This window comes from Leifsonia sp. T36S-04 (assembly GCF_042465655.1).
Taxonomy (GTDB): domain Bacteria; phylum Actinomycetota; class Actinomycetes; order Actinomycetales; family Microbacteriaceae; genus Leifsonia.
In genome coordinates this window covers 2,235,373-2,262,056 of the sequence record NZ_CP146286.1, presented here as the reverse complement: position 1 = coordinate 2,262,056, position 26,684 = coordinate 2,235,373, and the positions used below count along the sequence as shown (strand labels likewise).

Annotated in this window: 24 protein-coding genes; 20 read left to right on the top strand and 4 right to left on the bottom strand. The window is 70.0% G+C overall.

The window, feature by feature from the left end; all coding sequences use genetic code 11:
• The first annotated feature begins 143 nt into the window (after window positions 1–143).
• From P3F85_RS11040 to P3F85_RS11020, 5 genes are all read left to right on the top strand, one after another.
• The gene (locus P3F85_RS11040; RefSeq protein WP_374007480.1) at window positions 144–788 is read left to right on the top strand and encodes a peptidoglycan-binding protein; all 645 of its coding nucleotides are present in this window, start codon (window positions 144–146) and stop codon (window positions 786–788) included.
• 6 nt (window positions 789–794) lie between these two features.
• Entirely contained in the window at window positions 795–3,188 is a 2,394-nt protein-coding gene (locus P3F85_RS11035; RefSeq protein ID WP_374007478.1) for a hypothetical protein, read from the top strand.
• 278 nt (window positions 3,189–3,466) lie between these two features.
• Window positions 3,467–3,979: a beta-class carbonic anhydrase gene (locus P3F85_RS11030; RefSeq protein WP_374007477.1), complete on the top strand. Its 513-nt coding sequence runs from the start codon at window positions 3,467–3,469 to the stop codon at window positions 3,977–3,979.
• 10 nt (window positions 3,980–3,989) lie between these two features.
• Window positions 3,990–4,901, top strand: coding sequence for an alpha/beta hydrolase (locus P3F85_RS11025; RefSeq protein WP_374007475.1), 912 nt, complete (start codon window positions 3,990–3,992; stop codon window positions 4,899–4,901).
• A 25-nt stretch (window positions 4,902–4,926) separates the two neighbouring features.
• The gene (locus P3F85_RS11020; RefSeq protein WP_374007473.1) at window positions 4,927–5,520 is read left to right on the top strand and encodes a mismatch-specific DNA-glycosylase; all 594 of its coding nucleotides are present in this window, start codon (window positions 4,927–4,929) and stop codon (window positions 5,518–5,520) included.
• Here P3F85_RS11020 and P3F85_RS11015 read toward each other — a convergent pair.
• Window positions 5,490–6,335 (bottom strand): HNH endonuclease family protein, encoded by an 846-nt coding sequence (locus P3F85_RS11015; protein ID WP_374007472.1) that lies wholly within the window; start codon window positions 6,333–6,335, stop codon window positions 5,490–5,492. The two genes, P3F85_RS11020 and P3F85_RS11015, sit on opposite strands and share 31 nt — an antisense overlap.
• Window positions 6,336–6,507: 172 nt before the next feature.
• Between P3F85_RS11015 and P3F85_RS11010 the strand changes: the two genes are divergently transcribed.
• Genes P3F85_RS11010 through trxA form a run of 3 tightly spaced genes read left to right on the top strand, consistent with a single transcriptional unit; the run spans window position 6,508 to window position 9,213 of the window.
• The gene (locus tag P3F85_RS11010; protein WP_374007470.1) at window positions 6,508–7,062 is read left to right on the top strand and encodes a PadR family transcriptional regulator; all 555 of its coding nucleotides are present in this window, start codon (window positions 6,508–6,510) and stop codon (window positions 7,060–7,062) included.
• A 5-nt stretch (window positions 7,063–7,067) separates the two neighbouring features.
• The gene (locus P3F85_RS11005; RefSeq protein ID WP_374007469.1) at window positions 7,068–8,780 is read left to right on the top strand and encodes an ABC1 kinase family protein; all 1,713 of its coding nucleotides are present in this window, start codon (window positions 7,068–7,070) and stop codon (window positions 8,778–8,780) included.
• Window positions 8,781–8,832: 52 nt separating this feature from the next.
• Window positions 8,833–9,213, top strand: coding sequence for a thioredoxin (gene trxA, locus P3F85_RS11000; protein WP_374007467.1), 381 nt, complete (start codon window positions 8,833–8,835; stop codon window positions 9,211–9,213).
• A gap of 182 nt (window positions 9,214–9,395) precedes the next feature.
• On the opposite strand, the gene P3F85_RS10995 is transcribed toward trxA, so the two are convergent.
• On the bottom strand, window positions 9,396–10,406 hold the full coding sequence (locus P3F85_RS10995) for a LacI family DNA-binding transcriptional regulator (RefSeq protein WP_374007466.1): 1,011 nt from the start codon (window positions 10,404–10,406) through the stop codon (window positions 9,396–9,398).
• Window positions 10,407–10,572: 166 nt separating this feature from the next.
• Between P3F85_RS10995 and P3F85_RS10990 the strand changes: the two genes are divergently transcribed.
• From P3F85_RS10990 to P3F85_RS10950, 9 genes are all read left to right on the top strand, one after another.
• A complete protein-coding gene (locus tag P3F85_RS10990; RefSeq protein WP_374007464.1) occupies window positions 10,573–12,105 on the top strand; it encodes a sugar ABC transporter ATP-binding protein in 1,533 nt (510 codons plus the stop codon).
• A complete protein-coding gene (locus P3F85_RS10985) occupies window positions 12,102–13,139 on the top strand; it encodes an ABC transporter permease (protein ID WP_374007463.1) in 1,038 nt (345 codons plus the stop codon). Before P3F85_RS10990 ends, P3F85_RS10985 begins: the two co-directional genes overlap by 4 nt.
• Window positions 13,136–14,176 (top strand): ABC transporter permease, encoded by a 1,041-nt coding sequence (locus P3F85_RS10980; RefSeq protein ID WP_374007462.1) that lies wholly within the window; start codon window positions 13,136–13,138, stop codon window positions 14,174–14,176. The genes P3F85_RS10985 and P3F85_RS10980 overlap by 4 nt, the downstream gene beginning before the upstream one ends.
• A gap of 50 nt (window positions 14,177–14,226) precedes the next feature.
• A complete protein-coding gene (rhaS, locus tag P3F85_RS10975; protein ID WP_374007461.1) occupies window positions 14,227–15,267 on the top strand; it encodes a rhamnose ABC transporter substrate-binding protein in 1,041 nt (346 codons plus the stop codon).
• A 73-nt stretch (window positions 15,268–15,340) separates the two neighbouring features.
• Window positions 15,341–15,727: an L-rhamnose mutarotase gene (locus P3F85_RS10970; RefSeq protein ID WP_374007459.1), complete on the top strand. Its 387-nt coding sequence runs from the start codon at window positions 15,341–15,343 to the stop codon at window positions 15,725–15,727.
• Window positions 15,720–16,883 (top strand): L-rhamnose isomerase, encoded by a 1,164-nt coding sequence (gene rhaI / locus P3F85_RS10965; protein ID WP_374007457.1) that lies wholly within the window; start codon window positions 15,720–15,722, stop codon window positions 16,881–16,883. Before P3F85_RS10970 ends, rhaI begins: the two co-directional genes overlap by 8 nt.
• Before the next feature lie 5 nt (window positions 16,884–16,888).
• A complete protein-coding gene (locus tag P3F85_RS10960; protein ID WP_374007456.1) occupies window positions 16,889–18,925 on the top strand; it encodes a bifunctional aldolase/short-chain dehydrogenase in 2,037 nt (678 codons plus the stop codon).
• A complete protein-coding gene (locus P3F85_RS10955; protein WP_374007455.1) occupies window positions 18,922–20,358 on the top strand; it encodes a rhamnulokinase family protein in 1,437 nt (478 codons plus the stop codon). Before P3F85_RS10960 ends, P3F85_RS10955 begins: the two co-directional genes overlap by 4 nt.
• 11 nt (window positions 20,359–20,369) lie before the next feature.
• Window positions 20,370–21,632, top strand: a complete 1,263-nt coding sequence (locus tag P3F85_RS10950) for an alpha-hydroxy-acid oxidizing protein (RefSeq protein WP_374007454.1) — start codon at window positions 20,370–20,372, stop codon at window positions 21,630–21,632.
• Window positions 21,633–21,735: 103 nt separating this feature from the next.
• Here P3F85_RS10950 and P3F85_RS10945 read toward each other — a convergent pair whose 3' ends face one another.
• A complete protein-coding gene (locus P3F85_RS10945) occupies window positions 21,736–22,029 on the bottom strand; it encodes a hypothetical protein (RefSeq protein ID WP_374007453.1) in 294 nt (97 codons plus the stop codon).
• Window positions 22,030–22,137: 108 nt separating this feature from the next.
• On the opposite strand from P3F85_RS10945, the gene P3F85_RS10940 reads away from it, so the two are divergent.
• Genes P3F85_RS10940 through P3F85_RS10930 form a run of 3 tightly spaced genes read left to right on the top strand, consistent with a single transcriptional unit; the run spans window position 22,138 to window position 24,375 of the window.
• The gene (locus P3F85_RS10940) at window positions 22,138–22,620 is read left to right on the top strand and encodes a MarR family winged helix-turn-helix transcriptional regulator (protein WP_374007451.1); all 483 of its coding nucleotides are present in this window, start codon (window positions 22,138–22,140) and stop codon (window positions 22,618–22,620) included.
• Complete coding sequence (locus P3F85_RS10935) at window positions 22,617–23,303, top strand: NADPH-dependent F420 reductase (RefSeq protein ID WP_374007450.1); 687 nt, start codon at window positions 22,617–22,619, stop codon at window positions 23,301–23,303. The genes P3F85_RS10940 and P3F85_RS10935 overlap by 4 nt, the downstream gene beginning before the upstream one ends.
• A 25-nt stretch (window positions 23,304–23,328) precedes the next feature.
• Window positions 23,329–24,375 (top strand): LLM class flavin-dependent oxidoreductase, encoded by a 1,047-nt coding sequence (locus P3F85_RS10930; RefSeq protein WP_374007449.1) that lies wholly within the window; start codon window positions 23,329–23,331, stop codon window positions 24,373–24,375.
• Window positions 24,376–24,390: 15 nt separating this feature from the next.
• Here the strand turns inward: P3F85_RS10930 and treS are convergent, their stop codons facing one another.
• On the bottom strand, window positions 24,391–26,622 hold the full coding sequence (treS, locus tag P3F85_RS10925; protein WP_374010916.1) for a maltose alpha-D-glucosyltransferase: 2,232 nt from the start codon (window positions 26,620–26,622) through the stop codon (window positions 24,391–24,393).
• Window positions 26,623–26,684: the final 62 nt, after the last annotated feature.

Genomic DNA, 26,684 nt, shown 5'->3' with positions numbered 1-26,684 from the left:
GTCTGCGAATAGCACACACAGGTGCTTTGGAAAACGCCCTTCACCTTTACGTCAGCGGGCCTACCGTTCTCGCCGTTGCCGGTCGTCAGCGACCGGTGCACCCGTACCCGATCAGGCGCACCCGCGCCGGACAGGAGTCTGACGTGAACGACGAAACCGACCAGACCGAACTCCGACCGCTCTCGGCCGACGAACTCGCCGCGGAGGGGGTGACGGCGCTCCCCGACAAGGAGGTGGCGTCCATCCTCGACCTCAATGCCGACCTCAACCTCGGCCTGGGACTCGCGGCCCCCGTCGACCTCGGCGTCGCGGCCAACGCCAACGTCGCAGCGCCGATCGAGGCCTCCGCAGGAGCGAACGTGCTCTCCGAAGGCTCGACGGCCGTCGCCGGCTCGGACCAGGCCGCGGCCATCCACCAGGGGATCGCCGCCGACGCCATCGCGAACTCGCAGCAGACGAGCGACATGGCTCCGGCCGCCGACACCTCCACCTCGGCCCCGGCCCCGGCTCCGGCACCGGCCGCGACGACCCCGGGCTCGCTGACCGACGGCAGCCTGTTGAACGTGAACGTGAACGCTGCGGCAGACGCCGACATCGCGGCCCCGATCAACGGTGCCGTCGCCGCCAATGCGAACGTCGCCGCGCCCATCGACGCGAGCGTCGCCGCCAACATCGGCACCATCGGCAGCCAGGCCGCAGCGGTCTCGCACCAGGATGTGGTCATCGACCAGAGCATCACCGGCACGGCCGACGCCACCGCCGGGCAGCAGTCCACCATCCAGCAGTAATCGCACGTGACGATCACCCCGGACCGCCGGCCGGAGCACGACACCGCTCCGGCCGGCGCACTCGATGCGGTCCACGAGCGATCCGAGGGCGGCGCTCCCGCTCGCGCAGACGAGATCCCGGCGCGCGCCAGCGGCATAGAACTGCTCGGAGCCATGCGCGGTTCGGGCTACCGCGAGCCTCCGTCGCTGGCCCGGCGCATCGACGGCCAGACGCTCCAGCTCACCCCGCTGCTCTACGCGACCCTGGACGAGGTGGATGGGCGGAGCACGGTCGCCGAGATCGCCGCACGCGTCAGCGCGCGCACGGGGCGGCTCGTGCAACCCGCCGATGTCGCCCAGCTGGTGGACTCGTCGCTTCGGCCCCTCGGCCTGCTGACGCAGCCGGACGGCTCCGAACCCGAGCTGAAGCGCTCCGATCCGCTGCTCGCGCTCCGACTCCGCAAGGAGATCACCGACCCGGACGTCACGCGCCGGGTCACCGCACCCTTCGCCCGGCTGTTCCATCCACTCGTCGTCGTCCCGGTGGTCTGCGTCTTCCTCGCGGTCTGCTGGTGGTTGTTCCTCGTCGAGGGTCTCGCGGCCGCGACCTCTCACGCGTTCCAAGACCCCGGCGTGCTCCTGCTGATCGTGGCCGTCACCATCCTCTCGGCCGGGTTCCACGAGTTCGGCCACGCCGCCGCGGCCCGCTACGGCGGAGCGCCGCCCGGACGCATGGGCTTCGGGCTGTACCTCTTCTGGCCCGCGTTCTTCACCGACGTCACCGACTCCTACCGGCTCGGCCGCGCGGGACGGGTGCGCACCGACCTGGGCGGCCTGTACTTCAACGCGATCGTCGCCGTCGTGATCGTCGGGATCTGGTGGGCGACCGGATATGACGCGCTGCTTCTCGTGGTCCTCACCCAGGTGCTGCAGATGGTGCACCAGCTGCTCCCGATGGTCCGCTTCGACGGATACCATGTGCTGGCCGACCTGACCGGCGTCCCGGACCTCTTCCAGCGCATCCGTCCGACACTCCTCGGGCTGCTGCCGTGGCGGTGGGGCCGCCCCGAGAGCCGCACACTGAAGCCGTGGGCTCGGGCCGTCGTGAGCACCTGGGTGCTCGTCGTCATTCCGCTGCTGCTGTTCTCGCTCCTCATGATGGTGCTCACACTGCCCCGCGTGCTCGGTACGGCGTGGGTCGCACTGAGCGGTCGAGCGGGCCTCCTCGCCCGTGCGTTCTCCCGCGGAGACCTGGCCGACGCCGGAGCCCAGCTCGTGCTCATGGCCGCGACGGCCATCCCGATCCTGGCAACGCTGTACATCCTGTTCCGCCTCGCGCGGACGGGGCTGGGCCGGTTGCGCTCCGGCACCCACGGCCGCCCGGGACGCCGCGCCGCCGCGGTCGTGCTGGTGCTGGCGATGGTGGCCGGTCTCGCGTGGGCCTGGTGGCCGACGCCGCAGGCGTACCGGCCGATCCAGGCGTACGAGCGCGGGACGATCGGCGACGTGCTGTCCCCGGTGGCGACCCAGACCGGTCGTCTGACCGCCGGGGGCGAAGGCCGGCTGCAGACGGTGTGGCCCGCGGGGGCCGCTCGACCAACGGCCGGGCATCCGCAGCTCGCGATGGTGCTCGTTCCGCGCGACGGCCGCGCGCCGTCGTGGGTCTTCCCCTTCGACAAGCCGAAGCCGCCGCGCGCGGGCGACAATCAGGCGCTGGCGGTGAACACCGCCGACGGTTCGGTGGTGTACGACGTGGCGTTCGCGCTGGTGTGGGTTCAGGATGGCGCGGCGGCGCTGAACACGAACTCCGCGTATGCGCTCGCCCACTGCAACGGATGCACCACGGTGGCGGTGGCCTTCCAGGTGGTCCTGATCGTCGGCCAGTCGCACGTGATCGTTCCGCAGAACCTCGCCGTGGCGGCGAACTATGGATGCGTGAACTGCCTCACCGCCGCGGTGGCCGACCAGCTCGTGCTCACCCTGTCCCGCCCGCTCAGCCCCGGCACCATGAGCGGCGTCAGCGAGCTCTGGTCGGAGATCATGGCGCTCTCACGTAACCTGCAGGGACTTTCGGCGTCGGACATCCAGAGCCGGCTGCTCGCGTACCAACAGCAGCTGAAGGCGATCATCCAGAAGGACCCGGCCGCGAAGCCGGCCGGCAGCGGTGGCGGGGCGACGTCGACGACGTCGACTCCGGCACCGAAGCCGACCGGGGCGTCGGGCGGAGGCGGTACGGGCACCCCGGCGCCGGCCGCACCTTCGCCCGCCACCACGTCCGCGGGCTCCCGGCTCGACCGCTGCACCGGCGCCCGCGCCGCCCGCGCCCAGCGCCCCTCCCGCGACCGAGCCTCCCGCGACTCCGTCACCCACCCCGGCCCCCTAGCGCCCCTCGCGCCCCGCCGGCCGCCGAGGTGTGAGTAGTTGCGCTTATTCGACCGGTTTTCCGACCATTACTCGCACCTCGCCCCACCCGAATGGCCGCGCGTCCCCGCGCCCTGCGGGCCGCGAGCCGCGAGGTACGAGTAGTTGCGGTTATTCCGCTCGTTTTCCGACCATTACTCGCACCTCGCCGGCCGGGCGCGGGGCACGTCGGCGGCAAGTTGAGGGGAAGCCGACGCTCCCGCGTTGCTGCTGCGGTCGTAGCGTGTGCTCAGACCGAGCGCGTGCGGCGCGCGAGGTACGCGACCGGGAGGTACGCCATGAGCATCATCGACGACGCGCTGCAGGCCAGCGCGCGGCTCTCCGAAGGATTCGACCAGGCGCGCGGCGGACCTCCCGCGCCGAAGATCGCCATCGTCACGTGCGCCGACCCGCGACTGACGGCCGTCGTCCAGCTGATGGGACTGCCGGACGCGGATGTGGACCTGATCCGCAACGTCGGCACCGTGATCGACGACGACTCCATCCGTTCGCTGATCGTCTCCACCCGCATGCTCGGCACGCAGGAGATCATGATCATGAACCACAACGACTGCGGCCTGACGCGGTTCTCCGGGGACGAACTGGAGAGCCGCCTGCGCGCGGAGACGGGGGAGTACCCGATCGCCCCGGCCAGCTTCTTCACCTTCACGGACCCCGAGCAGAACACGCGGGAGCAGATGCGCAAGGTGCGCTCGCACCCGTGGATCGCGCCGGAGATCCCCGTCCGCGGGTTCCTCTACGACGTGAACACCGGACGCCTTGCCGAGGTGCCGCCTGACGACGCACGGTGAGGGGGTCGCGATGCCGAGCGCGGAGATGCGGGCGGTCCTCGCCACGCTGTGGGAACGGCGGGCCGCGAACGCCGGGCGGCCTGCGCCCTCCGTCGACGAGGCGCGCGCGACATTCGTGCCCGCCGACGCCCTCCATCCGATCCCGGGAGACGTGCGGGTGGAGGAGGTCGCGGCTGGCGAGATCGGCGGCCAGGGCACTCGTGCATACTGGCTCGACGCTCCCGGAGCGGACGCAGGACGCGTGCTGCTCTTCCTGCACGGGGGCGGCTTCCAACTCGGGTCACTCGCGAGCGACGGGGAACTCGCGTCGCGATTGGGCAGGGCGGCCGGGATGCGCGTCCTGTTCCTCGAGTACCGGCTTGCCCCGGAGCACCCGTTCCCGGCGGCGCTCGACGACGTCCGGTCGGCGTGGTCGTGGCTGGCGGCGGCCCACGCCGCGACCGGCTCGGCGGTCGCGGGAGACTCCGCCGGTGGAGGGCTGACCGTATCCCTCCTCGTCGCCCTGCGGGACGCGGACGCGGAACTGCCGGCGGCCGCGGTGCTGATGTCGCCGACCGTCGACCTGACGAGCTCGGGCGCGTCCCTGACCGAACGCGTCGATCAGGATCCGATCTCGACCCCGCAGCTCCTGCGGCAATTGGCGGCCGACTACCTGCACGGTGCCGATCCGGCGACGCCCCTGGCGTCACCGCTGTTCGCTCCGCTCGCCGGCCTCCCGCCGCTGCTGATCCAGGCGGGGACAGCCGACCTCCTCCTCAGCGACGCCGAGCGACTGGCTGCCGCCGCCACGGCTGCGGGGGTGGATGCGGTTCTCGAGGTCGGCGAGGGCCTCCCGCACGTCTATCAGCTGAACGCCGGTACGCCCGAAGCGGCGGAGGCGGTCGATCGCGCCGGACGGTTCCTGCGGGGGCACGTACGCTGAGACTCTCGCGGCACGAAGGGACGGGATGGGCTTCAGTCGAGCAGAGCTGGCAGCGTTCACCGGGCAGACGCTCCCCGACCTCATCCCGCCGCGCCTCCGGCTGCTCATCGTCGGCATCAACCCCGGGCTGCTGACCGTGGCGGTGCAGGCCCACTTCGCGCGCCGGGGCAACCGCTTCTACAAGGCGCTGTTCCTGGCGGGGGTGACCGACCATGTCATCGACGCGTCGAGCGGCTTCGAGCCGGACGACGTGCAGCAGCTCGAAGACCGCGGCGTCGGGATCACCTGCATCGTCCCCGAGGCGACAGCGCGCGCCGCGGAGCTCGCGCCGAGCCGGCTGCGCGAGGGCGGGTCGGATCTTCGGCGGCGCGTGGAGACGCTCTCTCCTCCCGTCGTGGCGATCCTGGGTATCAGCGCCTACCGGGTCGCCTTCGACCGGCCCAGCGCCCGCGTGGGGAGGCAGCCCGAGGACTGGGGGCCGACGCAGGTGTGGGTCGTGCCGAACCCGAGTGGACTCAACGCGCACTCGTCGCTCACGGACCTCGCTGCGGCCTACCGCGAGGTCGCTGTCGCCGCAGGGATCGAGGTCTACCCGGCCGCACAGCCCGCATCCGGCTGACTGTTCCGAAGGGCGGCGGGCGCCGGGCAAGGCGGGGGCGTCGATGGAGTGGACGCCGGCGACGCCGCGCCCTGCGACGGGCATCCGGCGAGCACCCGCGTCATCGCCGCCTTCTCGGCACTCGTCACCCACAGTCCGTAGGTCGCCTTCACGGAGATCTGACGGGCGACATACTCGCACCGGAAGGCCGTGTTCGCGGGCAGCCAGGTGGCGGCGTCGCCGGAGGACTTCTGCTCGTTCGACCGTGCGTCCACGGCGAGGAGGTTCAGCGGGTCGTTGGCGAGGCTGACCCGCTGGGCCTGCGTGAGTCGCTGCGCGCCGGTGATCCAGGCGTTCTGCAACGGGACGATGTGGTCGATCTGCACCAGCGCCGACGTATCCGGCCCGCGAACGAAGGCGATGGTCCTGCCCGTGTAGGGGCTGACGAGGGTGCCCGAGAGCACCCTGCACCCGCCGGGCCGCACCAGCGCGGTCAGGTCGCGGGCGAGGATGTCGTCGCGGGTGTTGCAGCCGTTCCTGTCCACATCCAGCCATGCGGTCCCGAAGTCGGCGGTGCGCTGGTAGCCGGTGGCCGCGGCTTTGCCCTTGACCGGCAGGGCGGCGAGTACCTCGAGAGCGGTCCGGGCGGGGGATGACGTGGCGGAGTGACCGCTCGCGACCTCCGGCGCCGCGTTCACCGGCGGCGCGGCCCCCTGAATGCTGCCGACGATGACCAGGACGGACGCGAGCACTCCGCCGAGCGCGCCCAGCCCGATCCCGACCCGGGCACTCGCAGGGATCCGTCGCGGGCGCACGGCAGGGGAGGGTTCGGTCACGCGGGATCCATCTCGTTCGGGTCGTGAGCAGGCTAACGGGGAACCGGACGGGGGACACGGAACTGCACCGGACGGGGTGTCGGGATGTGTTCGCTGGACGTAGGCTCCGAGTCCTTCCGCTCGATCCGCTCGGCGATATATCGTTAGGTATCGCTGACGACAGGAGGCTGTCATGTCCAACTCATTCCCCACCGGCGGGTTCGGTGCCCGCATGGACCCGGACGCCATGTGGCAGGCGTTCGAGCAGTTGCGCTCGACGTTCGAGAAGAAAGTCGGTTCGCGCATGGGCCGCGGAGACGTTCGTGCGGCCGTGCTCTCGCTGCTCGCCGAGAAGCCGATGCATGGCTACCAGATCATCCGCGAGATCGAAGAGCGTAGCGGAGGCAGCTGGAAGCCGAGCGCCGGATCGGTCTACCCGACGCTGCAGTTGCTCGCCGACGAGGGTCTCATCACGGCGGAGGAGTCGAACGGGCGCAAGACCTACGCCCTGACCGAGGCCGGCCGCGAGGTCGCTGCGAGCGAGGCGTCCGCCCCCTGGCAGACCGACAGTGCCACTGGTGAGCCGCGCCAGCGGACCAACCCCGGCACGCTGCCGAAGGCGGGCGTCGAGCTCGCGCAGGCGGCGGCCCAGGTGCACCGCACCGGAACTCCCGAGCAGGTGCAGGAAGCTGCGGCGGTGCTCGACGAGGCCCGCCGCCGCCTCTACTCCATCCTCGCCGAGGGCTGACGCGGGTGACGTCGGACCAGGCCGTCGCCGCGGCTCATCCCGCGGCGACGCCGGCCACCCGCGCGCGCTACCGTCGCATCCTCCGTTTCGCCGGCTGGAACCTCGCCGTCACCTGGTGGTACGAGCTCTTCCTGCCGCGTATCGGGCTGGGCGGGGTGGCGGCCCGCACCCGCTCCCGCCGGATGCGGCGGTTCGCGCAGCGGTTCCACGCGCTCGCGGTCGACCTCGGCGGCCTCATGATCAAGGTCGGGCAGTTCATGTCGTCGCGGCTCGACGTGCTGCCTCCCGAGATCACCAGCGAGCTGGAGGGCCTGCAGGACGAGGTCCCGGCGGTCCCGTTCCCGGCGATCCGTGCCCTCGCGGAGGCCGAGCTCGGGGTTCCGCTCGCGCAGGCCTTCGCCGCGATCGACGAAGTGCCGGTGGCGGCCGCGTCCCTCGGGCAGGCCCACCGGGCCACTCTGACGGCGCAGACCGCAGAGCACACCGGGCTGACCGGCGTGGTCCTCAAAGTGCAGCGGCCGGGCATCGACGCCATCGTGGATGTGGACCTCGCGGCGCTGCGCCGCGTCGGGCGGTGGCTCAGTCACGTCCGGCTCGTCTCCGACCGGGTGGATGCTCCCGCGCTCGTCGAGGAGTTCGCGCGCACCAGCCTCCAGGAGATCGACTACCTCCACGAGGCCGAGAACTCGGAGCGGTTCGCCGAGGAGTTCGCGGGGGACGAGCGCGTCGCCGTCCCCGCGGTCGTCTGGGAGCGGACGACCCGTCGCGTCCTCACCCTCCAGGACGTCACCGCGATCAAGATCACGGATGCGGAGGCCCTTCTCGCGGCGGGAATCGATCCCGCCGAGGTCGCGCCGGTGTTCGCCGAGGTCATGTTCGACCAGCTGTTCTCGAACGGGTTCTTCCACGCCGACCCGCACCCGGGCAACATCTTCGTGACGCCGCGGCCGGAGGCGACGGGCGGGCGGTCCTGGCACCTCACGTTCGTCGATTTCGGCATGATGGGCGAGGTTCCTCCCGGAACGCGCAGCGGACTCCGCAAGCTGCTGATCGCGGCAGCATCACGTGACGGCAAGGGGCTCGTGGATGCGATCCGCGACGTGGGCGTGCTGCTCCCGACGGCGGACACCGCCGAACTCGAGCGGGCGATGACGCACCTGTTCGCGCGCTTCGGCGGCATGGGGTTCGCCGAGCTGCGCGAGGTCGACCCGCGGGAGTTCCGGGAGTTCGCGATCGAGTTCGGCGACGTCGTGCGGTCCCTCCCGTTCCAGCTCCCGGAGAACTTCCTGCTCATCATCCGTGCGATGTCGCTCACGTCGGGGGTGTGCAGTGCGCTCGACCCGGCCTTCAACCTGTGGGACTCGATCGAGCCGTACGCGGGCCAGCTGATCCGGGATGAGCGCGGCAACGTCATCCAGGACGTCGCTCAGCAGGCGCTGGAGATCGCCGGCATCGCTTGGCGTCTGCCGAAGCGGCTGGACGCGGTGGTCACCCAGATCGAGGACGGCTCGGTGGCCGTCACCTCCCCGCGGCTCGAGCAGCGCGTCGGGCGTCTGGAGCGTGCCGCTAGACGGCTGGTGGCGGCTGTGGTGTTCGGCGGCGCGATCATCGCGGGCGCGATCGTGCACACGAACGACGCCGTGCTCGGGAGCGTCATCATGATCGCGTCGGTCATCCCGTTGGGCTTCGCGGTGTTCGCCGGGCGGCGCGGGGCCTGAGGCGCCGCACGCGAGCCGGAATATCCCCTGATGGTGTTGCGTTTCACCTGACATGGCAACCACCGAGATCACCTCGACCAACCACGACCAGACCGTCGCCGACGGCATCGTGCTGCTCGACTTCTGGGCCGACTGGTGCGGCCCGTGTCACATGTTCGCGCCCGTCTTCGAGAAGGCGTCCGAACAGCACACCGATGTCACCTTCGGCAAGATCGACACCGAAGCCCAGCAGGCGCTCGCCGCCTCGTACGGCATCCAGTCCATCCCGACCCTCGTCGCCTACCGCGACGGAATCCCCCTGTTCTCGCAGGCCGGCGCCCTCCCGGGCGAGGCCGTGGAGGACCTCATCGCGCAGATCCGCGGCCTCGACATGACCGAGGTTCGGAAGCAGTACGACGAGCTGAAGGCAGCGGCCGAGCAGCAGCAGAGCTGACCCCCCTCACAACACCGGAAGCGCGGTCCCCGTCACTCGACGGGCGCCGCGCTTCTCTCGTTCTCGGGCTCCGGTCTGCGGGTTCTCCGTGGGCGCGAGATTTGCGCCAAATCGTGGTTATCGCGGTCGCATAACCGCGATTTGCGCCAAATCTCGCGGGGACGGGACGGGACAGGACGGGATCAGCGGCGGCGGGTGCTGTCGCGGGGGATGAGCGCGGGCTGGAACTCGACGTGGACCGGCGGGGCGTCCGGGTGGGCGGTCAGTTGCAGCAGCAGGTCCATCGCGGTCGAGCCGATCTCGAGGCTGGGCTGGCGGACGGAGGAGAGCGGCACCACGGCGGCGGACGCGAACGCGATGTCGTCGTAGCCGACCAGCGCCACATCCTCGGGCACCCGGACCCCCGCCTGCAGGAGGCTCTGCAGCAGGCCGATCGCGACCAGGTCGTTGGCCGCGAAGACGGCATCCGGGCGATCGCCTGCCGCACGTCCGGCCAGGGCCGCGCCGACACGCTGGCCGCCCTCGATGGTGAGGTTCTCGGTCTCGAGCTTCTCGATCGTGGCACCCGGACGCGCTGATGCCAGTTCGTCCGCCGCCCCGCGGTAGCGGTCGGCCACCTGCTCGATGGCTAACGGTCCGCCGGCGAAGGCGATGCGACCGAACCCCTGCTCGACCAGGTGGGCCGCCGCCAGACGGCCGCCGGCGACGTCGTCGACGGCCACCGAGCTGAACGAGCGGTCGAGACTGGCCCGGTCGACCAGCACCGAGGGGATGCCGCGTTCCCGCAGACGCTGCAGACGCGGGAGGGCGTCGCCGACGGGGGAGATGAGCACGCCGCGGATGCGCTCCTGCTCGAACATGTCGAGGTAGCCGGCCTCGCGCTGCTCGTTCTCGTCCGAGTTGCCGACGAGCACCGACAGGCCGTCGCGCGCCGCACGGTCTTCTGCGCCGCGGATGAGGGAGGCGAAGAACGGGTTGCCCACGTCGAGGACGACCATGCCGATCCCGCTGCCCTGGCCCATCCGGAGCTGGCGGGCCGCATTGTTGCGCACGAAACCGAGCTCGGTGATCGCGGTCTGCACCCGCTGCAGCACGGCGTCGGAGACGCGCTCGGGGCGATTCAGCACGTTGGAGACGGTGCCCACCGAGACGCCGGCGAGTGCTGCGACGTCTTTGACGCTGGCGGACGGCATGGGACTCCTCGGGTCGGGGCAGTGCCTGAATGATATCCACGATTCACGGCGCCGTGCACCAGATTCTGCCGAGGACTTGACGCGCACCCTCCCGCTCTGGCATGGTCATTTCAACGTTTCAAATTGAAACGGTTCACACCCTCGACGTGGAGATTCGTTTACGACAATGACGTCTTCAGCAGCTCCGGGCCCAGGCGGTCCACCCGTCCTCGAACTCCGCGGCGTGGCCAAGGCCTTCGGCCAGGTGATCGCCCTCAGCCGTGCCGATCTCACGGTCGAGCAGGCGTCCATCCACGCGCTCGTCGGCGAGAACGGCGCGGGCAAGTCCACGCTGGTCAAGATCGTCGCCGGGCTCTACCAGCGGGACAGCGGTGAGATGCGGTTCCGTGGCGAGACGGTCGACTTCGGTACGACGGCGGAGGCGAAGAACGCGGGCATCGCGGTCATCTACCAGGAGCCGACCCTGTTCCCCGACCTGTCGGTCACGGAGAACATCTTCATGGGCCGTCAGCCCACCGACCGGTTCGGCCGCGTCGACCGCAAGGCCATGCGCAGCGAGGCGCGCGAGATCTTCCAGCGCCTCGGCGTCCACATCGACCCCGACCGCCTGGCGGAGGGCCTCTCGATCGCCGACCAGCAGCTGATCGAGATCGCGAAGGCCATCTCTCTGGATGCGCGCCTCCTGATCATGGACGAGCCGACCGCCGCCCTCTCCGGTGTCGAGGTCGAGCGCCTGTTCGTCGTCGCCCGCAGCCTTCGCGACGAGGGCCGCGGCATCGTGTTCATCTCGCACCGCTTCGACGAGGTCTTCTCGCTCTGCGACACGATCACGGTCATGCGCGACGGCGCCTACGTCTCCACCGACGGCACCGTGAATGTCACCGAGGACGAGATCGTGCGCCGCATGGTCGGCCGGGATGTGACCGAGCTGTTCCCCAAGCAGGAGACGACGATCGGCGAACCGCGCCTCGTCGTCGAGCACCTGAGCTCGGCGGGCGTGTTCCACGACGTCAGCTTCACGGTGCGTTCCGGCGAGATCGTGGCATTGGCCGGGCTCGTGGGGGCCGGCCGCAGCGAGATCGCGCGAGCGGTGTTCGGCGTCGACGGCTACGACACGGGAAGCGTCCGGGTCGAGGGGCGGGCCGTGCCGAAACGCCGGCCGACAGCGGCGATGGCTGCGGGCCTCGCGCTCGTCCCCGAGGACCGTCGCAAGCAGGGACTGGTCCTGGAGGAGTCGGTCGCCCGCAACAGCACCCTGGCGATCCGGAACAAGCTGACCAAGGCGGGCTTCATCCGCAGCGCCTCCGAGAACGCCGCCGCCCGCGTCTGGGCGAGCCGCCTCCAGCTCAAGACGAACGCCCTGGACACCCTGGTCGGGACGCTCTCCGGCGGCAACCAGCAGAAGGTCGTGCTGGGGAAGTGGCTCGCTACGGACCCCCGGGTGCTGATCATCGACGAGCCCACTCGCGGCATCGACGTCGGCACCAAGGCGGAGGTCCACCGGCTGCTGTCGGAGCTCGCCGGGCGTGGCATGGCCATCCTCATGATCTCGTCCGAACTCCCCGAGGTGCTGGGCATGGCCGACCGCGTGCTGGTCGTCCGCGAGGGCCGCATCACGGCCGACCTCGACCGCTCCGTCGCCGACGCCGAGAACGTCATGTTCGCGGCCACCCATGCTCTCGAGGAGGCCGCCCGATGACGACACCCACCCTCACACCGGAGAAGGTGCCCAACGCGGGCGTCCGGATGGTCCGCTCGTTCGTCCGGGCGCGCGAGACCGGCATCCTGCTCGCGATCGTCGTCGTCATCGCGGTGACCACGGCGATCAACCCGACGTTCCTGTTCAGCGCCGACGGCTGGCGCGACCTGCTCCTGACGCCCGCGATCCTCGCGCTCGTGGCCATCGGCCAGGCGATCGTGATCATCACCCGCAACGTCGACCTGTCGGTCGGCTCCGTGGTGGGACTGACCGCCTACCTGACCGGCCGCCTGTTCGCCGACATCCCGGGCATCCCGATCATCGCGGTCTTCGTGATCGGCGCGCTCGCCGGTGCCGTGCTCGGGCTGGTGAACGGCGCGCTCGTCGCGTTCGGCAAGGTGCCTGCGCTGGTCATCACCCTCGGCACGCTGTACGCCTACCGCGGGATCGACGTGCTGTGGGCGGGAAGCAACCGCATCAACGCGAGCGACATGCCTGCGGGCTTCCTCGGGCTCGGGACGGGGTCCTTCCTCTCGATCCCGTACCTCACGATCCTCGCGGTGATCGTCATGCTGGTCGCCGGCTGGTTCCTGCGGAACCGCCGCGGCGGTCGCGAACTGTATGCGATCGGATCGGACCCGGCAGCGGCCGAGCTGTACGGCCTCAAGGTGACGCGCCGCATCCTCACCGCCTTCGTGCTCTCGGGCGCGACCGCCGGACTCGCGGGAGTGCTGTTCGTCGCCCGCTACGGCACGGTCAGCTCGCAGACCGGAACCGGCCTCGAGCTGCAGGCCGTCGGTGCGGCCGTGATCGGCGGCGTCGCCATCTTCGGCGGCAGCGGCTCGGTCTACGGAGCCGTGCTCGGGGCTGTCCTGCTGCTCACGATCAACCGGGCGCTGCCCATCCTCGGAATCCCGGACTTCTGGCAGCAGGCGGTGGTCGGCGTGCTCATCATCGGCGCCATCGTGCTGGACCGCGTCCTCGCTCTGCGGCTGTCCCGCCGCCTCGTCGCCGAAAGGGAGGTCACCGCGTGACCGACACCCAGGTGCCCACCACCGCAGCGCCCGCACGGACCTATCCCGACTACAGCCGCCCGCTGTGGCAGCGCTGGCTGCTGACCCGCGAGTTCGCAGTGATCGGCGCACTCATCGTGGTCGCCATCGTGGCGTCCGCGACTGTGCAGAACTTCGGCACGCCGGTCACGCTCGGATTCCTGCTGCTGGATGTGACGCCCATCCTGATGATCGCCCTCCCGATGACCTTCGTCATCGTCACGGGAGAGATCGACCTCTCGGTGGCGAGCACGCTCGGCCTCAGCAGCGTTCTCCTCGGTGTGCTGACGAAGGCCGGGATGCCGTTCGAACTCGCGATGGTCGTCTGCCTCGTGGTCGGGCTGGTCTGCGGAGCGATCAACGGCTTCCTCGTCACCGTCGTCGGGCTCCCGTCGCTCGCGGTCACGATCGGGACGCTCGCGCTGTTCCGCGGCATCGCCGTCGGCCTGCTCGGCACGACGGCGATCACCGACTTCCCGTTCTTCTGGCAGAACCTCGCGCAGCAGCGCTTCGGCACCTCCGGCATCCCGGTGGTCATGGTGCTCGTGGTGGTGCTCGTCATCGTCTTCGCGCTGCTGCTGCACGCCACACCGTACGGCCGCGGGCTGTTCGCCCTCGGACTCAGCTCGGACACCGCCGCCTTCTCCGGGGTGAATGTCGCGCGCACCAAGTTCATCGCGTTCCTGCTCACGGGCCTCATCTCGGCCCTCGCGGGGATCTACTGGACGCTCCGCTACGGCAGCGCCCGCGGAGACAACGCCGTCGGACTCGAACTCTCGGTGATCGCGGCCGTGCTGCTGGGCGGCGTCTCCATCTTCGGAGGCAAAGGGGCGATGCACGGCGTGATCGCGGGCGTCCTGCTGATCGGAGTCCTGCAGAGCGCGCTCCGGCTCGCGAACGTCAGCTCGGATGCGATCAACATCATCACCGGCGTCCTCCTCATCCTCTCGGTCCTGTCGCCGCGCATCCTCTCCTGGGCGCGCGGCTCCCGAGCCCGCCGACGGCGAAGTCAGCCGTAGGCACGCCCCACCCGCACCACCTGCATTCACCCACCCCGAAAGGAACAACGATGTTGCCCTCCACCTCGCGCCGCACGAAGCGCCTGTTCGCCCTTGGCGCCGGCGTCGTCGCCGTCGCTCTCGCCGTCACCGGCTGCTCCAGCGGCTCCGGCGGCTCCGGCTCCGGCTCCGGCGACAAGAACTACAAGATCACCTTCCTGCCCAAGAATCTCGGGAACCCGTACTTCGACACCTCCGACAAGGGCGGCAAGACGGCGATCCAGTCGTTCAAGGGCACCTACAACGAGGTCGGGCCGACGACGGCCACCGCCGACGCACAGGTCAGCTACATCAACACGCTGACCCAGCAGCAGGTCGGGGCGATCGTGCTCTCGGCCAACGACCCGACGGCGCTGGGCAGCGCGCTCACCCAGGCCAAGTCGGCCGGCGTGAAGATCGTCACCTTCGACTCCGACACCGACGCCAAGTTCCGTGACGTCTTCGTCAACCAGGCGACCGCGGAGGGCATCGCCAAGGTCCAGGTCGACACGATCTCGAAGGAGATCGGCGACAGCGGCGAGGTCGCCATCCTCTCGGCCGCCGCCAACGCGACCAACCAGAACGCGTGGATCGACCTGATGAAGAAGGACCTCGCGAAGGACCACCCGAACGTCAAGCTGGTCGACACCGTGTACGGCAACGACGACGACCAGACCTCGTTCGACAAGACCGCGGCGCTGCTGCAGACCCACCCGAACCTGAAGGGCATCATCTCGCCCACCACGGTCGGAATCGCTGCTGCGGCCCGTTACCTCTCGACGTCGGACGCCAAGGGCAAGGTCAAGCTGACCGGTCTCGGCACGCCGAACCAGATGCGTGCCTACATCAAGGACGGAACGGTCGACGAGTTCGCGCTCTGGAACCCGGAGGACCTCGGTTACCTCGCGGCCTTCGCCGCCAAGGCACTGATCGACGGCGACATCACGGGCAAGAAGGGCGACACCTTCAAGGCGGGCAAGCTCGGCTCGTTCACGGTCGGCGACAAGGGCACCGTGCTGCTGGGCGACCCGTTCGTCTTCACCAAGGACAACATCGACAAGTTCAACTTCTGATCCCGTCCTGAACCCCATCGCCCGGCCGGCACCCGCCGGCCGGGCGACCCTCCCACCCCGAAAGCGACGTCCCATGCAACGTGCGTGCTTCCGACTCCACGTCGACCCGGCGCACCTCGACGAGTACCGCGCCCGGCACGCGGCGGTCTGGCCCGAGATGCTGACGGCACTCAAGGCGACGGGATGGGACAACTACTCCCTGTTCCTCAGCCCCGACGGCTGGCTGATCGGCTACGTCGAGGCGCGGGACGACTACGCAGCGGCGCAGCGGCGCATGGAGCTGACCGAGGTCAACGCCCGCTGGCAGGCGGAGATGAGCCGGCTGTTCGACGGACTCGACGGGGCCGCCCCCGATCGGTCCTTCGAGCTGATCCCCGAGATCTTCCACCTCGAGGACCAGCTCGCGGCGATCGAGAACACGAACGACGACACGAAACGAAAGGCGCAGGACATTGACTGACTTCACGTCCATCCGGGACCAGCTGGCGCTGCAGGCGATCGAGCTGCCGAGCTGGGCGTTCGGCAACTCGGGCACCCGCTTCAAGGTGTTCGGCACCCCGGGCACCGCGCGCGATCCGTTCGAGAAGGTCTCGGACGCCGCGCAGGTGCACACGCACACCGGGCTTGCGCCGACCGTCGCCCTGCACATCCCGTGGGATCGCGTCGAGAGCTTCGCCGACCTGAAGAAGCACGCCGAGGACAACGGCGTCGACCTCGGAACGGTCAACTCGAACACGTTCCAGGACGACGACTACAAGTTCGGCTCGATCACCCACGCCGACGAGCGCATCCGGAACAAGGCGATCGACCACCACTTCGAGTGCATCGACATCATGAACGAGACCGGGTCGCGCGACCTCAAGATCTGGCTCGCGGACGGCACCAACTACCCGGGTCAGGATTCGATGCGCGCCCGGCAGGACCGGCTCGCCGACAGTCTCCAGAAGATCTACGAGCGGATCGGCGACGGCCAGCGCCTGGTGCTGGAGTACAAGTTCTTCGAGCCGGCGTTCTACCACACCGATGTTCCGGACTGGGGCACCAGCTACATCCAGACCGCCGCTCTCGGCGACCGCGCCTTCGTGTGCCTGGACACCGGGCACCACGCGCCGGGCACGAACATCGAGTTCATCGTGATGCAGTTGCTACGGCTCGGGAAGCTCGGGTCGTTCGACTTCAACAGCCGCTTCTACGCGGACGACGACCTGATCGTGGGTGCGGCGGACCCGTTCCAGCTGTTCCGCATCCTGTTCGAGGTCATCCAGGGCGGCGGCTACGCCAACCCGGACGTCGCGTTCATGCTCGACCAGTGCCACAACCTCGAGGCGAAGATCCCGGGCCAGATCCGGTCCGTGCTCAACGTCCAGGAGGCCACGGCCAAGGCCTTGCTCGTGGATGTGGGGGCGCTCGCCGCCGCACAGCGCGCGAACGACGTGCTCGCCGCCAACACGGTGTTCATGGATGCGTTCAACACCGACGTGCGCGCCGACCTCGCCGCCTGGCGCGAGTCGCGCGGCCTGCCCGCCGACCCGATGGCCGCCTACAAGGCGAGCGGCTACCAGGAGAAGATCGAGGCCGAGCGCGTGGGCGGCACCCAGGCCGGATGGGGAGCGTGACCGGGATGACGAATCAGACCGTCGCGGACCTGCTGGCCCGCTCCAATCGCCTCGGCTCCGACCCCGCGAACACGAACTACGCGGGCGGCAACACCTCCGCCAAAGGCACCGAAACCGACCCCGTCACGGGCGAGCCGATCGAGCTGCTCTGGGTGAAGGGATCCGGGGGAGACCTCGGCACGCTGACCGAGTCCGGCCTCGCGGTGCTGCGACTCGACCGGCTACGCGCCCTGCAGAACGTCTACCCGGGCGTCGAGCGCGAGGACGAGATGGTCGCCGCGTTCGACTACACACTGCACGGCAAGGGCGGTGCGGCGCCGTCGATCGACACGGCCATGCACGGCCTGGTGGATGCGGCCCACGTCGATCACCTGCACCCCGACTCCGGGATCGCGATCGCCACGGCGGCCGACGGCGAGGCACTGACGGAGACCATCTTCGGCGGCCGTGTCGTGTGGGTGCCGTGGCGGCGTCCCGGCTTCCAGCTCGGGCTCGACATCGCCGCGATCAAGGCGGCCAACCCGGATGCGATCGGCACCATCCTCGGCGGCCACGGCATCACGGCGTGGGGTGAGACCAGCGAGGAGGCGGAGGCCAACTCGCTGTGGATCATCCGGACCGCCGCCGACTACATCGCCGCCAATGGCCGCCCGCAGCCGTTCGGCGCGCCGCTGCCCGGCTACGAGCCGCTGCCGGAGGCCGAGCGTCGTGCCAAGGCCGCGGCGCTGGCCCCGCACCTGCGCGCCATCGCATCCACCGACCGGGTGCAGGTCGGCCACTTCAGCGACTCGGACGTGGTGCTCGACTTCCTGGCGTCGTCCGAGCATCCTCAGCTCGCCGCGCTCGGCACCTCATGCCCGGACCACTTCCTGCGCACCAAGGTGAAACCGCTGGTGCTCGACCTGCCCGCCGACGCCTCCATCGAGGACGCGGTCGCCCGGCTGGAGGAACTGCACGAGCAGTACCGCGCCGACTACCAGGCGTACTACGACCGGCACGCGACCCCGGACTCGCCGGCGATCCGCGGCGCCGACCCGGCGATCGTGCTCATCCCGGGCGTGGGGATGTTCTCCTACGGCAAGGACAAGCAGACCGCCCGGGTGGCGGGCGAGTTCTACACCAACGCGATCAACGTCATGCGCGGCGCAGAGGCGCTCTCCACCTACGCACCCATCGACGAGTCCGAGAAGTTCCGCATCGAGTACTGGTCGCTGGAGGAGGCGAAGCTGCAGCGGATGCCGAAGCCCAAGGCGCTCGCCGGACGTATCGCCCTCGTGACGGGTGCAGCCTCGGGCATCGGAAAGGCGATCGCGACCCGTCTCGCGGCCGAAGGGGCGTGCGTCGTCATCGCCGACCTCGACCTCGCGAGGGCTCAGGCGGCGGCTGCCGAGATCGGTTCCACCGACGTGGCCATCGGCGTCGCGGCGGACGTGACCGACGAGACGGCGGTGGATGCGTCCATCCGGGATGCACTGCTCGCCTTCGGCGGACTCGACCTCGTCGTGAACAACGCGGGGCTCTCGATCTCGAAGCCGCTGCTCGAGACCACGAACGCGGACTGGGACCTGCAGCACAATGTGATGGCGAGGGGATCGTTCCTGGTCTCGCGTGCCGCGGCGAAGGTCCTGATCGAGCAGAAGCTCGGTGGCGACATCGTGTACATCTCGTCCAAGAACTCCATCTTCGCCGGGCCCAACAACATCGCGTACTCGGCGACGAAGGCCGACCAGGCGCACCAGGTGCGGCTGCTGGCCGCCGAGCTCGGCGAGCACGGCATCCGCGTCAACGGCATCAACCCCGACGGTGTCGTGCGCGGCTCGGGCATCTTCGCGGGCGGCTGGGGCGCGAAGCGTGCCGCGGTCTACGGCGTGCCCGAGGAGGAGCTGGGCCAGTACTACGCGCAGCGCACGCTGCTGAAGCGCGAGGTGCTGCCGGAGCACGTGGCGAACGCCGTGTTCGTGCTGTGCACGAGCGACCTGGACCACACCACGGGCCTGCACATCCCGGTGGACGCCGGGGTCGCGGCCGCCTTCTTGCGATGAGTGCGGAGTCCGGCACCGTTGCGGCGGTCGACCTGGGTGCGACCAGCGGGCGCGTCATGCACGCCCGCGTCGGTGCGAACACGCTGGAGTTGACGGAGGCGGCCCGGTTCCCGAACACTCCCGTCCGGGTGTGGGAGGGCACCCGCGCCGCCCTGCACTGGGATGTGACGGGACTGTACTCGAGCGTGCTGGACGGCCTGGCCGCGGTCGCGCGAACCGACCCGGGGCTCGCCAGCATCGGCGTCGACTCCTGGGCAGTCGACTACGGCCTGCTGCGTACTGGCCGCCTGCTCGGGGAGCCGTACCACTACCGCGACGAGCGCACGGAGCGCGGAGTCTCGCTGGTGCACGACTCCGTCTCGCCGGAGGAGCTGTACCGCGAGGGCGGGCTGCAGTTCCTGCCGTTCAACTCGCTCTACCAGCTGGCGGTGGATGCGGCGGACGGCTCGTTCGTGCTCGCCGACCGCTTCCTTCTCGTGCCGGACCTGGTCACCTACTGGCTGACCGGGTCCGAGCACGCCGAGCGGACCAATGCATCCACGACGGGGCTGCTCACGGCGGACGGCGCCTGGAACGACGCGCTTATCGAGCGTCTGGGTCTGCCGCGCGACGCGTTCGCGCTGCTCGTCGACGCCGGAACTCACGTCGGCGGGTTGCTCCCGTCCCTCGCCCGCGAGCTGCCGTTCTCCGGCGCCGGACCCGCGGTCACCGCGGTGGGTTCGCACGACACCGCCTCCGCCGTCGTCGCCGTACCGATGGATGCGTCCCGAGCCGCGTACATCTCGTGCGGCACGTGGGGTCTGGTGGGCGTGGAGCTCGACCACCGCGTCGTCTCGGAGGAGGGGCGCGCCGCCAACTTCACCAACGAGGGCGGCGTGGATGGCCGCATCCGGTACCTGCACAACGTCATGGGCCTCTGGCTGCTCAGCGAATCGCTGCGCGAGTGGCAGCGGCGCGGGCTGCACGTGGAGCTGGAGTCGTTGCTGGCCGAGGCGTCCGGACTGCCACGCCCGGCGGACGTCTTCGACGTCGACGACCCGCGCTTCCTCCCCCCAGGGGACCTGCCGACCCGGATCGCGGATTGGTTCTCCGAGCGCGGCCTGCGCGCTCCGGCGTCGCCCGCTGGAGTCGTCCGCGTGATCGTCGACAGCCTCGCAGCAGCGTTCGCCGCGACCGTCGAGCGCGCAGCGTCGCTCACCGGCGTGGGCGTCGAGGCGATCCACCTGGTCGGCGGTGGCGCACGCAACGCGCTGCTGTGCCAGGCGACCGCGGACCGCAGCGGCCTGCCGGTGCTCGCAGGCCCCGTCGAGGCCACCGCCATCGGCAACGTGCTGGTTCAGGCCCGCGCTGCCGGCCTCCTCTCCGGCGACCTGGAGACGCTCCGCGCGCTGGTCGCCCGCACCACCCAGATCGTCCGCTACGACCCCCGATAGGATCTCTCCCCATGGTTGATCGCCAGATGCCCAAGCCGGCTGAGTTGCTGGAGTTGATGCAGTTCAAGAAGCCGGAGCTGAATCTGAAGAAGCGGCGGCTGGAGTCGGCGCTGACGATCGAGGACCTGGCCCGGATCGCCCGTCGCCGCACGCCGAAGGCGGCGTTCGACTACACGGAGGGTGCCGCCGAGGGAGAGCTGTCGTTGGCGCGGGCGCGGCAGGCGTTCCAGGATGTGGAGTTCCACCCCTCGATCCTGCGGGACGTGTCCACGGTGGATACGTCGTGCCAGATTTGGGGTGGCGCGTCGGCGTTGCCGTTCGGGATCGCGCCGACCGGGTTCACCCGGTTGATGCAGACCGAGGGCGAGACCGCCGGTGCCGGTGCGGCCGGGGCAGCGGGGATCCCGTTCACCCTGTCCACGCTGGGCACGACCTCGATCGAGAACGTGAAGGCGGCGAACCCGTCCGGTCGCAACTGGTTCCAGCTGTACGTGATGCGGCAGCGGGAGATCAGCTACGGGCTGGTGGAGCGGGCCGCGGCTGCGGGGTTCGATACCCTGTTCTTCACCGTGGACACCCCGGTCGCGGGTGCCCGGTTGCGGGATAAGAGGAACGGGTTCTCCATCCCGCCGCAACTCACCCTCGGCACGATCCTGAACGCGATCCCCCGGCCGTGGTGGTGGTACGACTTCCTGACCACCCCGAAACTGGAGTTCGCGTCCCTGTCCGCCACCGGTGGCACGGTCGGTGACCTGCTGAACGCCGCCATGGACCCCTCGATCGACTACGACGACCTGAAGATCATCCGGGAGATGTGGCCGGGGAAGCTGGTGATCAAGGGCGTGCAGACCGTCGAGGACGCGAAGACGCTGGTCGATCACGGGGTGGACGGGATCGTGCTCTCCAACCACGGCGGCCGGCAACTCGACCGGGCACCCATCCCGTTCCACCTCCTCCCCGACGTGGACCGCGAAGTCGGCCACCACACCGAGGTCGCGATCGACACCGGCATCATGAACGGCGCCGACATCATCGCCGCCTACGCCCTCGGCGCCAAATTCACCCTCATCGGCCGCGCCTACCTCTACGGACTCATGGCCGGAGGTCGCCCCGGCGTCGACCGCACCATCCACATCCTCACCGACCAACTCATCCGCACCATGAAACTCCTCCAGGTCAACTCGCTCGCCGAACTCACCCCCGCACACGTGACCCAGCTCACCCGCCTCCACCCCCTCCACCGCGACCCGGCCCACGAGGAGGCCCCAGCGTAACGAAGGAGATCAGGCGTCGAATCTCCTTCGATTGGCAGTACCGCAGGAGATTCGAACGCCACGCGTTCGATTCTCCGACGCTGGCCGGCGGCGCGAGGCGCGCTCAGCGCGGGGTGTACTGGTAGACGACGGCCGACCAGTGGTTGTCGAGCTCGTCCCACGACTCGGGGCCGTGGAAGGCGAGCGCGTACTGCACGTTGAGGAGCGGGCCGAGGACGTCGAGCACGTCGGGCAGGAACGGGGTGCCGGGCGGGAAGCCCAGACCGAAACCGTGGATGATGCTGTCGTCCGCCGCTCGCAGCCACACGCCCCAGCCCTGCGCGACCGGAGTCGCGACCACCCGGAACACGTGCGCGGGGTCGTAGTCGGCGGGCAGTGCGTCCGGCAGCTCGGTCATGGTGCAACGGTACAAGGATGCGGTGGCGGCGGGGAACAAACCGGACCGGTTCTCGGTTGATTGACGTGTCAGCTACTTGAGCCGACATCACCGAACACCGAGGACACCATGACCCCGTCCGACACCGCCGATCGCCTCACCGACCGGGAGCTCGCCGTCTGGCGGTCGCTGCTCGACACGACCGCCGAGCTGCGGCGCCTGCTCGCGGCGGACCTGCAGCAGGTCGAACTCTCGCCCGGCGACTACGCCGTGCTGCTCGCCCTGACGGAGGCTGCGGACCGCACCCTCCGTTCGTCGGAGATCGCGGACGCCATCGACTGGGAGCGCAGCCGCGTCTCGCATCACCTGGGGCGGATGGAACGGCGTGGGCTCATCCAGCGCACCGACTGTCCCGGCGACAACCGCGGCGCGCTCGTCGTGCTCACCGACGACGGCTACCAGGCCATCCGGCGCGCCTCCGGCCCCCACCTCCGCGCGGTCAAGCGGCTCTTCGCCGACGCCCTCGACCCTGCGCAGATCGACGACCTCGCGGGCGTGCTCGCCAGCCTGCGCGACCACCTCGCCTCCGACCCGGAAGGACACCGTTCATGATCACCGCCTTCACGCGTCCTCGCGTCGCGATCCTCGGCGTGGGCCACGTCGGCTCGGCGCTCACGCGCATCCTGCTCGACGCGGGCTACGAGGTGGATGTGGCCGCGTCCGGCGACCCGCAGCGCATCCAGCTGATCGCCTCCGTCGTCCTGCCCGGCGCGCACCCGAAGTGGGCCGCCGACGCCGTGGCAGGAGCGGACATCGTGATCCTCGCCATCCCGCTGCACCGGTTCGCCGGGGTGGATGCCGCCATGCTCGACGGCAAACTGGTGATCGACTCGATGAACTACTGGGCGCCGACCGACGGGGTCCAGTCGCTGTTCGAGGACGCGTCGCTGACCAGCAGCGAGATCGTGCAACGCGAGCTCGCCCGCTCCACTGTCGTGAAGACCTTCAACCACATCGGCTACCACGAGATGGAGGAGGACCGCCGGGCCGTGGGCGACCCCGACCGCCGTGCGCTGGGCGTCGCCTCCGACGACCCGGAGGCGGCCGCGATCGTGGCCTCCCTCATCGACGACATCGGCTACGACCCCGTGCTCGTCGAGAGCCTCCGCGACGGAGTCGCGTTCGAGCCCGGCGGACCCGTCTTCGGCGCCCGGCTCACCGCCGGCGCCTTCCGCGCGGCCGTCGCCGGCGAGCTCGAGGGGCTCGAGCTCAGCCCGGCCGACGCCGCAGCCTGAACTACCCCCCAGAAAGCATCCACACATGAACACCGCACCACAGACTTTCCCGCTCGCCTTCGGACTCAACACCTTCGGAGACGTCACCAGCGACCCCGCGGGTCACCCGATCTCGCACGCCCAGACCATCCGCGACCTCGTCGGCCACGGCATCGCCGCGGACGCGGCGGGGCTCGACTTCTTCGGCATCGGCGAGCATCACACCGACGACATGCCGCTCTCGGCATCCGACGTGGTGCTCAGCGCGATCGCCGCGCGCACGTCGCGCATCCACCTCGGTTCCGCCGTCACCGTGCTGAGCTCGGACGACCCCGTCCGTGTGTTCCAGCGGTACTCCACGCTCAATGCCGTCTCCGGCGGCCGCGCCGAGGTCATCCTGGGCCGCGGCTCGAGCATCGACTCGTTCCCGCTGTTCGGTTTCGACCTCTCCGACTACGAGGACCTGTTCGAAGAGAAGACCAACCTGTTCGCCCACCTGCTCGAAGGCGGCCCGGTCACCTGGGAGGGCCGCACGCGCGCGGGCCTCCGCGATCAGGATGTCGTGCCGCACCTCGAGACCCCGCTGCCGACCTGGATCGGCGTCGGCGGCAGCCCGGAGTCGGTCATCCGCGCGGCCCACTACGGGTTCTCGCTCATGCTGGCCGTGATCGGCGGTCCTGCTTCGCGATTCGCTCCGTACTCGGAGCTCTTCCACAAGGCTCTGGAGCAGTTCGGACGCCCGCAGCAGCGGATCGGCCTCCACTCGCCCGGGCACGTCGCCGTCACGGACGAGCAGGCCCGCGAGGAGTTCTGGCCGCACTACCGGGACATGATCACCAAGGTGAGCGCCACCCGCGGCTTCGCGATCCCGACGGAGGCCTCGTTCCAGCGGGAGCTCGGTCCCGACGGCAGCCTGTACGTGGGCTCGCCGGAGACGGTCGCTGCGAAGATCGCCGCGAACATGCGCGTGGTCGGCGCGGACCGGTTCGACCTGAAGTACGGCATCCCCGGGATGACGGACGAATCGCTGCTCACCGCCATCCGGCTGTACGGGGAAGAGGTCGTCCCGCGCGTGCGGGAACTGCTCGCCTGATTCCCTTCGGCGCGCTCACTGGTCGGCGGGCGTCCGCTGCAGCACGAGGAAGCGCGCACCGTACGCGGGGACGCTGATGGGGAAGCTGGCCAGATCGTCCACCGTCCCGACCTCGCTGCCGTCGGCCGCGTCCGTCACGACCGCCCGGTGGGGGAGCGCCTCCGACCGCACGGTGCCGTCCACCGCGGAGCCGGTCATGTTGAGGACGGTGAGCTGCACGACGGGCAGGCCGTGCTCGTCCAGCGTCTCCAGCTCGTGCACCATGACCAGCATTCCGGGGTGGGCGACATCCGGAACGTCCACCTGGCGCGCCGTGGCGATGCCCCAGCGGTTCCGGATGCGGAGCAGCTGACGCAGGCGGCTCGCGAACGAGTTGCGCCGTTTCAGCTGCTCGGGCAGCGTGCCGTACAGGGCGCGTGCCCGGGGCATCCCGGAGGCCGAGCGCTGTTCGTCCGGCGCCACTCCCAGCAGGTCGTGGGCACCGCGCTCGACCCAGCGCGTGTCGCCCTCGGCGATCAGGTCCGCGACCTCCTGGCGCGGCAGGGTCAGCGCGCCGAGCAGATCCCACCCGGAAAGCGCGAAGACCCCGGGCTGCCAGGCGTTGAACGCCGCGAGCAGCACGTGGGCGTCGCGGATTGCCGGGATGTCGGCGTCGTTGATCGAGTCGAGCGTCGCGTGGCCCTGTGTCGCCGCGATGAGCGACGCGGAGGTGCACGCGATGCCGTTCGTCGTGAAGACGAGGTTGTAGTCGGCGGCCGGCTCCGTGATCGCTTCGACCAGGTCCGCGCGGATGCGGAGCGCCAGCTCGCCGCCGCTGATCTCCTCGCCGCGGAACGTGTACACGTCGTTCTGGTGCAGGGTCGCCCAGTGGACGAGCTCGTAGGTGAGCTCATCGTGGTTCTGCAGCCCGTGCACCAGGCTGACCGGTTCGACTCCCAGCTCCAGCGAGGTGCGCAGAGTCAGCCGCAGGAACTCGGTGTCGCCCGTCGCGAGGGCGTGGTGGTACGCGGGCCGGTTGATGAAGTCGTAGGACAGATCCGCGCCGACCGCCGCCGTGTCGCGGATGTCCTCGACCGTCAGGTTCAGCTCCTGGAACGTGAAGCCGCCGACCTTGCGGACCATTCCGGCGATGATGTGGTTCGCCGCGTGCGAGAGCGGATGCCCTTCGGACCAGGCGGGCATGCCCTCGGCGCTCTTCTCCACCCCGAGGAAGCCGTTCGCGTCAAGACGGAGGGCGCTCGTCCCGAGGTCGCCGAGCGAGTGCAGCGCGTCGCCGATGACGAGGCGCATGCCCGAGAAGGTGGGGTCCAGCCAGTTCACCGACGGCTGGCCCTCCTTGAAGTAGTGGAGGTACACCCAGCGCCGGGTGACGCCGTCGACGCCGATGACGGGTGCTGTGGCGCTCCAGTTCGTCTCCTTCACGCCGGGCGCGAAGAAGATCACCCGCTGAAGCTCTCCGATGATGTAGCCGCGCGCCGCGAGCGCGGACTCGGTGGCCTCATCGAGGTTGACGGAGTCGCGTCCCTCCGGCACCTCGGGCAGGAGGTGCCACTCGTCCGGCGGGATCTCGACCATGTGGTAGATGCCGGGGTAGTCCTTGAACGCCATCTCGGCCAGCCGGAAGTCCGCCCCCTTGCCGGTGTGGCCCGGGACGATGTCGTCGATGACGCTTCCGCCGTGCTCCTCGGCCACATCCGTCACCCGGCGGAAGGTGTCCTCATCGCCGAAGGTCGGGTCGATCTGTGTGCCGATGCGGTCGAAGTGGCCGTCGACGCTCGGCGTCTCCTGCCATCCGCGGATGCCGCCGGCGCGCTTCACCGGGCCGGTGTGGACGCCGTTGATGCCGATCCGCTCGAACGCCGTCCAGAGCTCGGGATCGGCGAGGGCGTCCAGGAAGGACTCGCCGGGACGGGTGATCAGCGAGATCGGGTACGCGGTGAACCACACGTCGGACGTCGAGACCGCGCGGCGCGCATCCGGCCGGGCGTACGGGTTGCGCCACATGCTCGGGGAGCCGGAGAGCTGCCGGCTGAGCACGTCCGCGTCCTTCAGCATGGACTGGCGGACCAGCCACTCGACGTAGGCCGGGTTCTGACCGTTCGCGGCGCGAGGGTCCGAGAAGGTGCGCCGGATACTGCCGCCGCGCAGGTTCGTGCGGGGGCGCAGCCGGCGGGGCCGCGCCGGGTAGAGCTGCTCGTCGTAGGTGATCTCCTCCGGCGGTTGCTCCTCCGTGCCGTCGAACTCCACCTCGTCGGTGTCTGTCTCGGGCGCGGCCTGGACCTGCGCGATCTCGACCTGCTCCCTCCCTG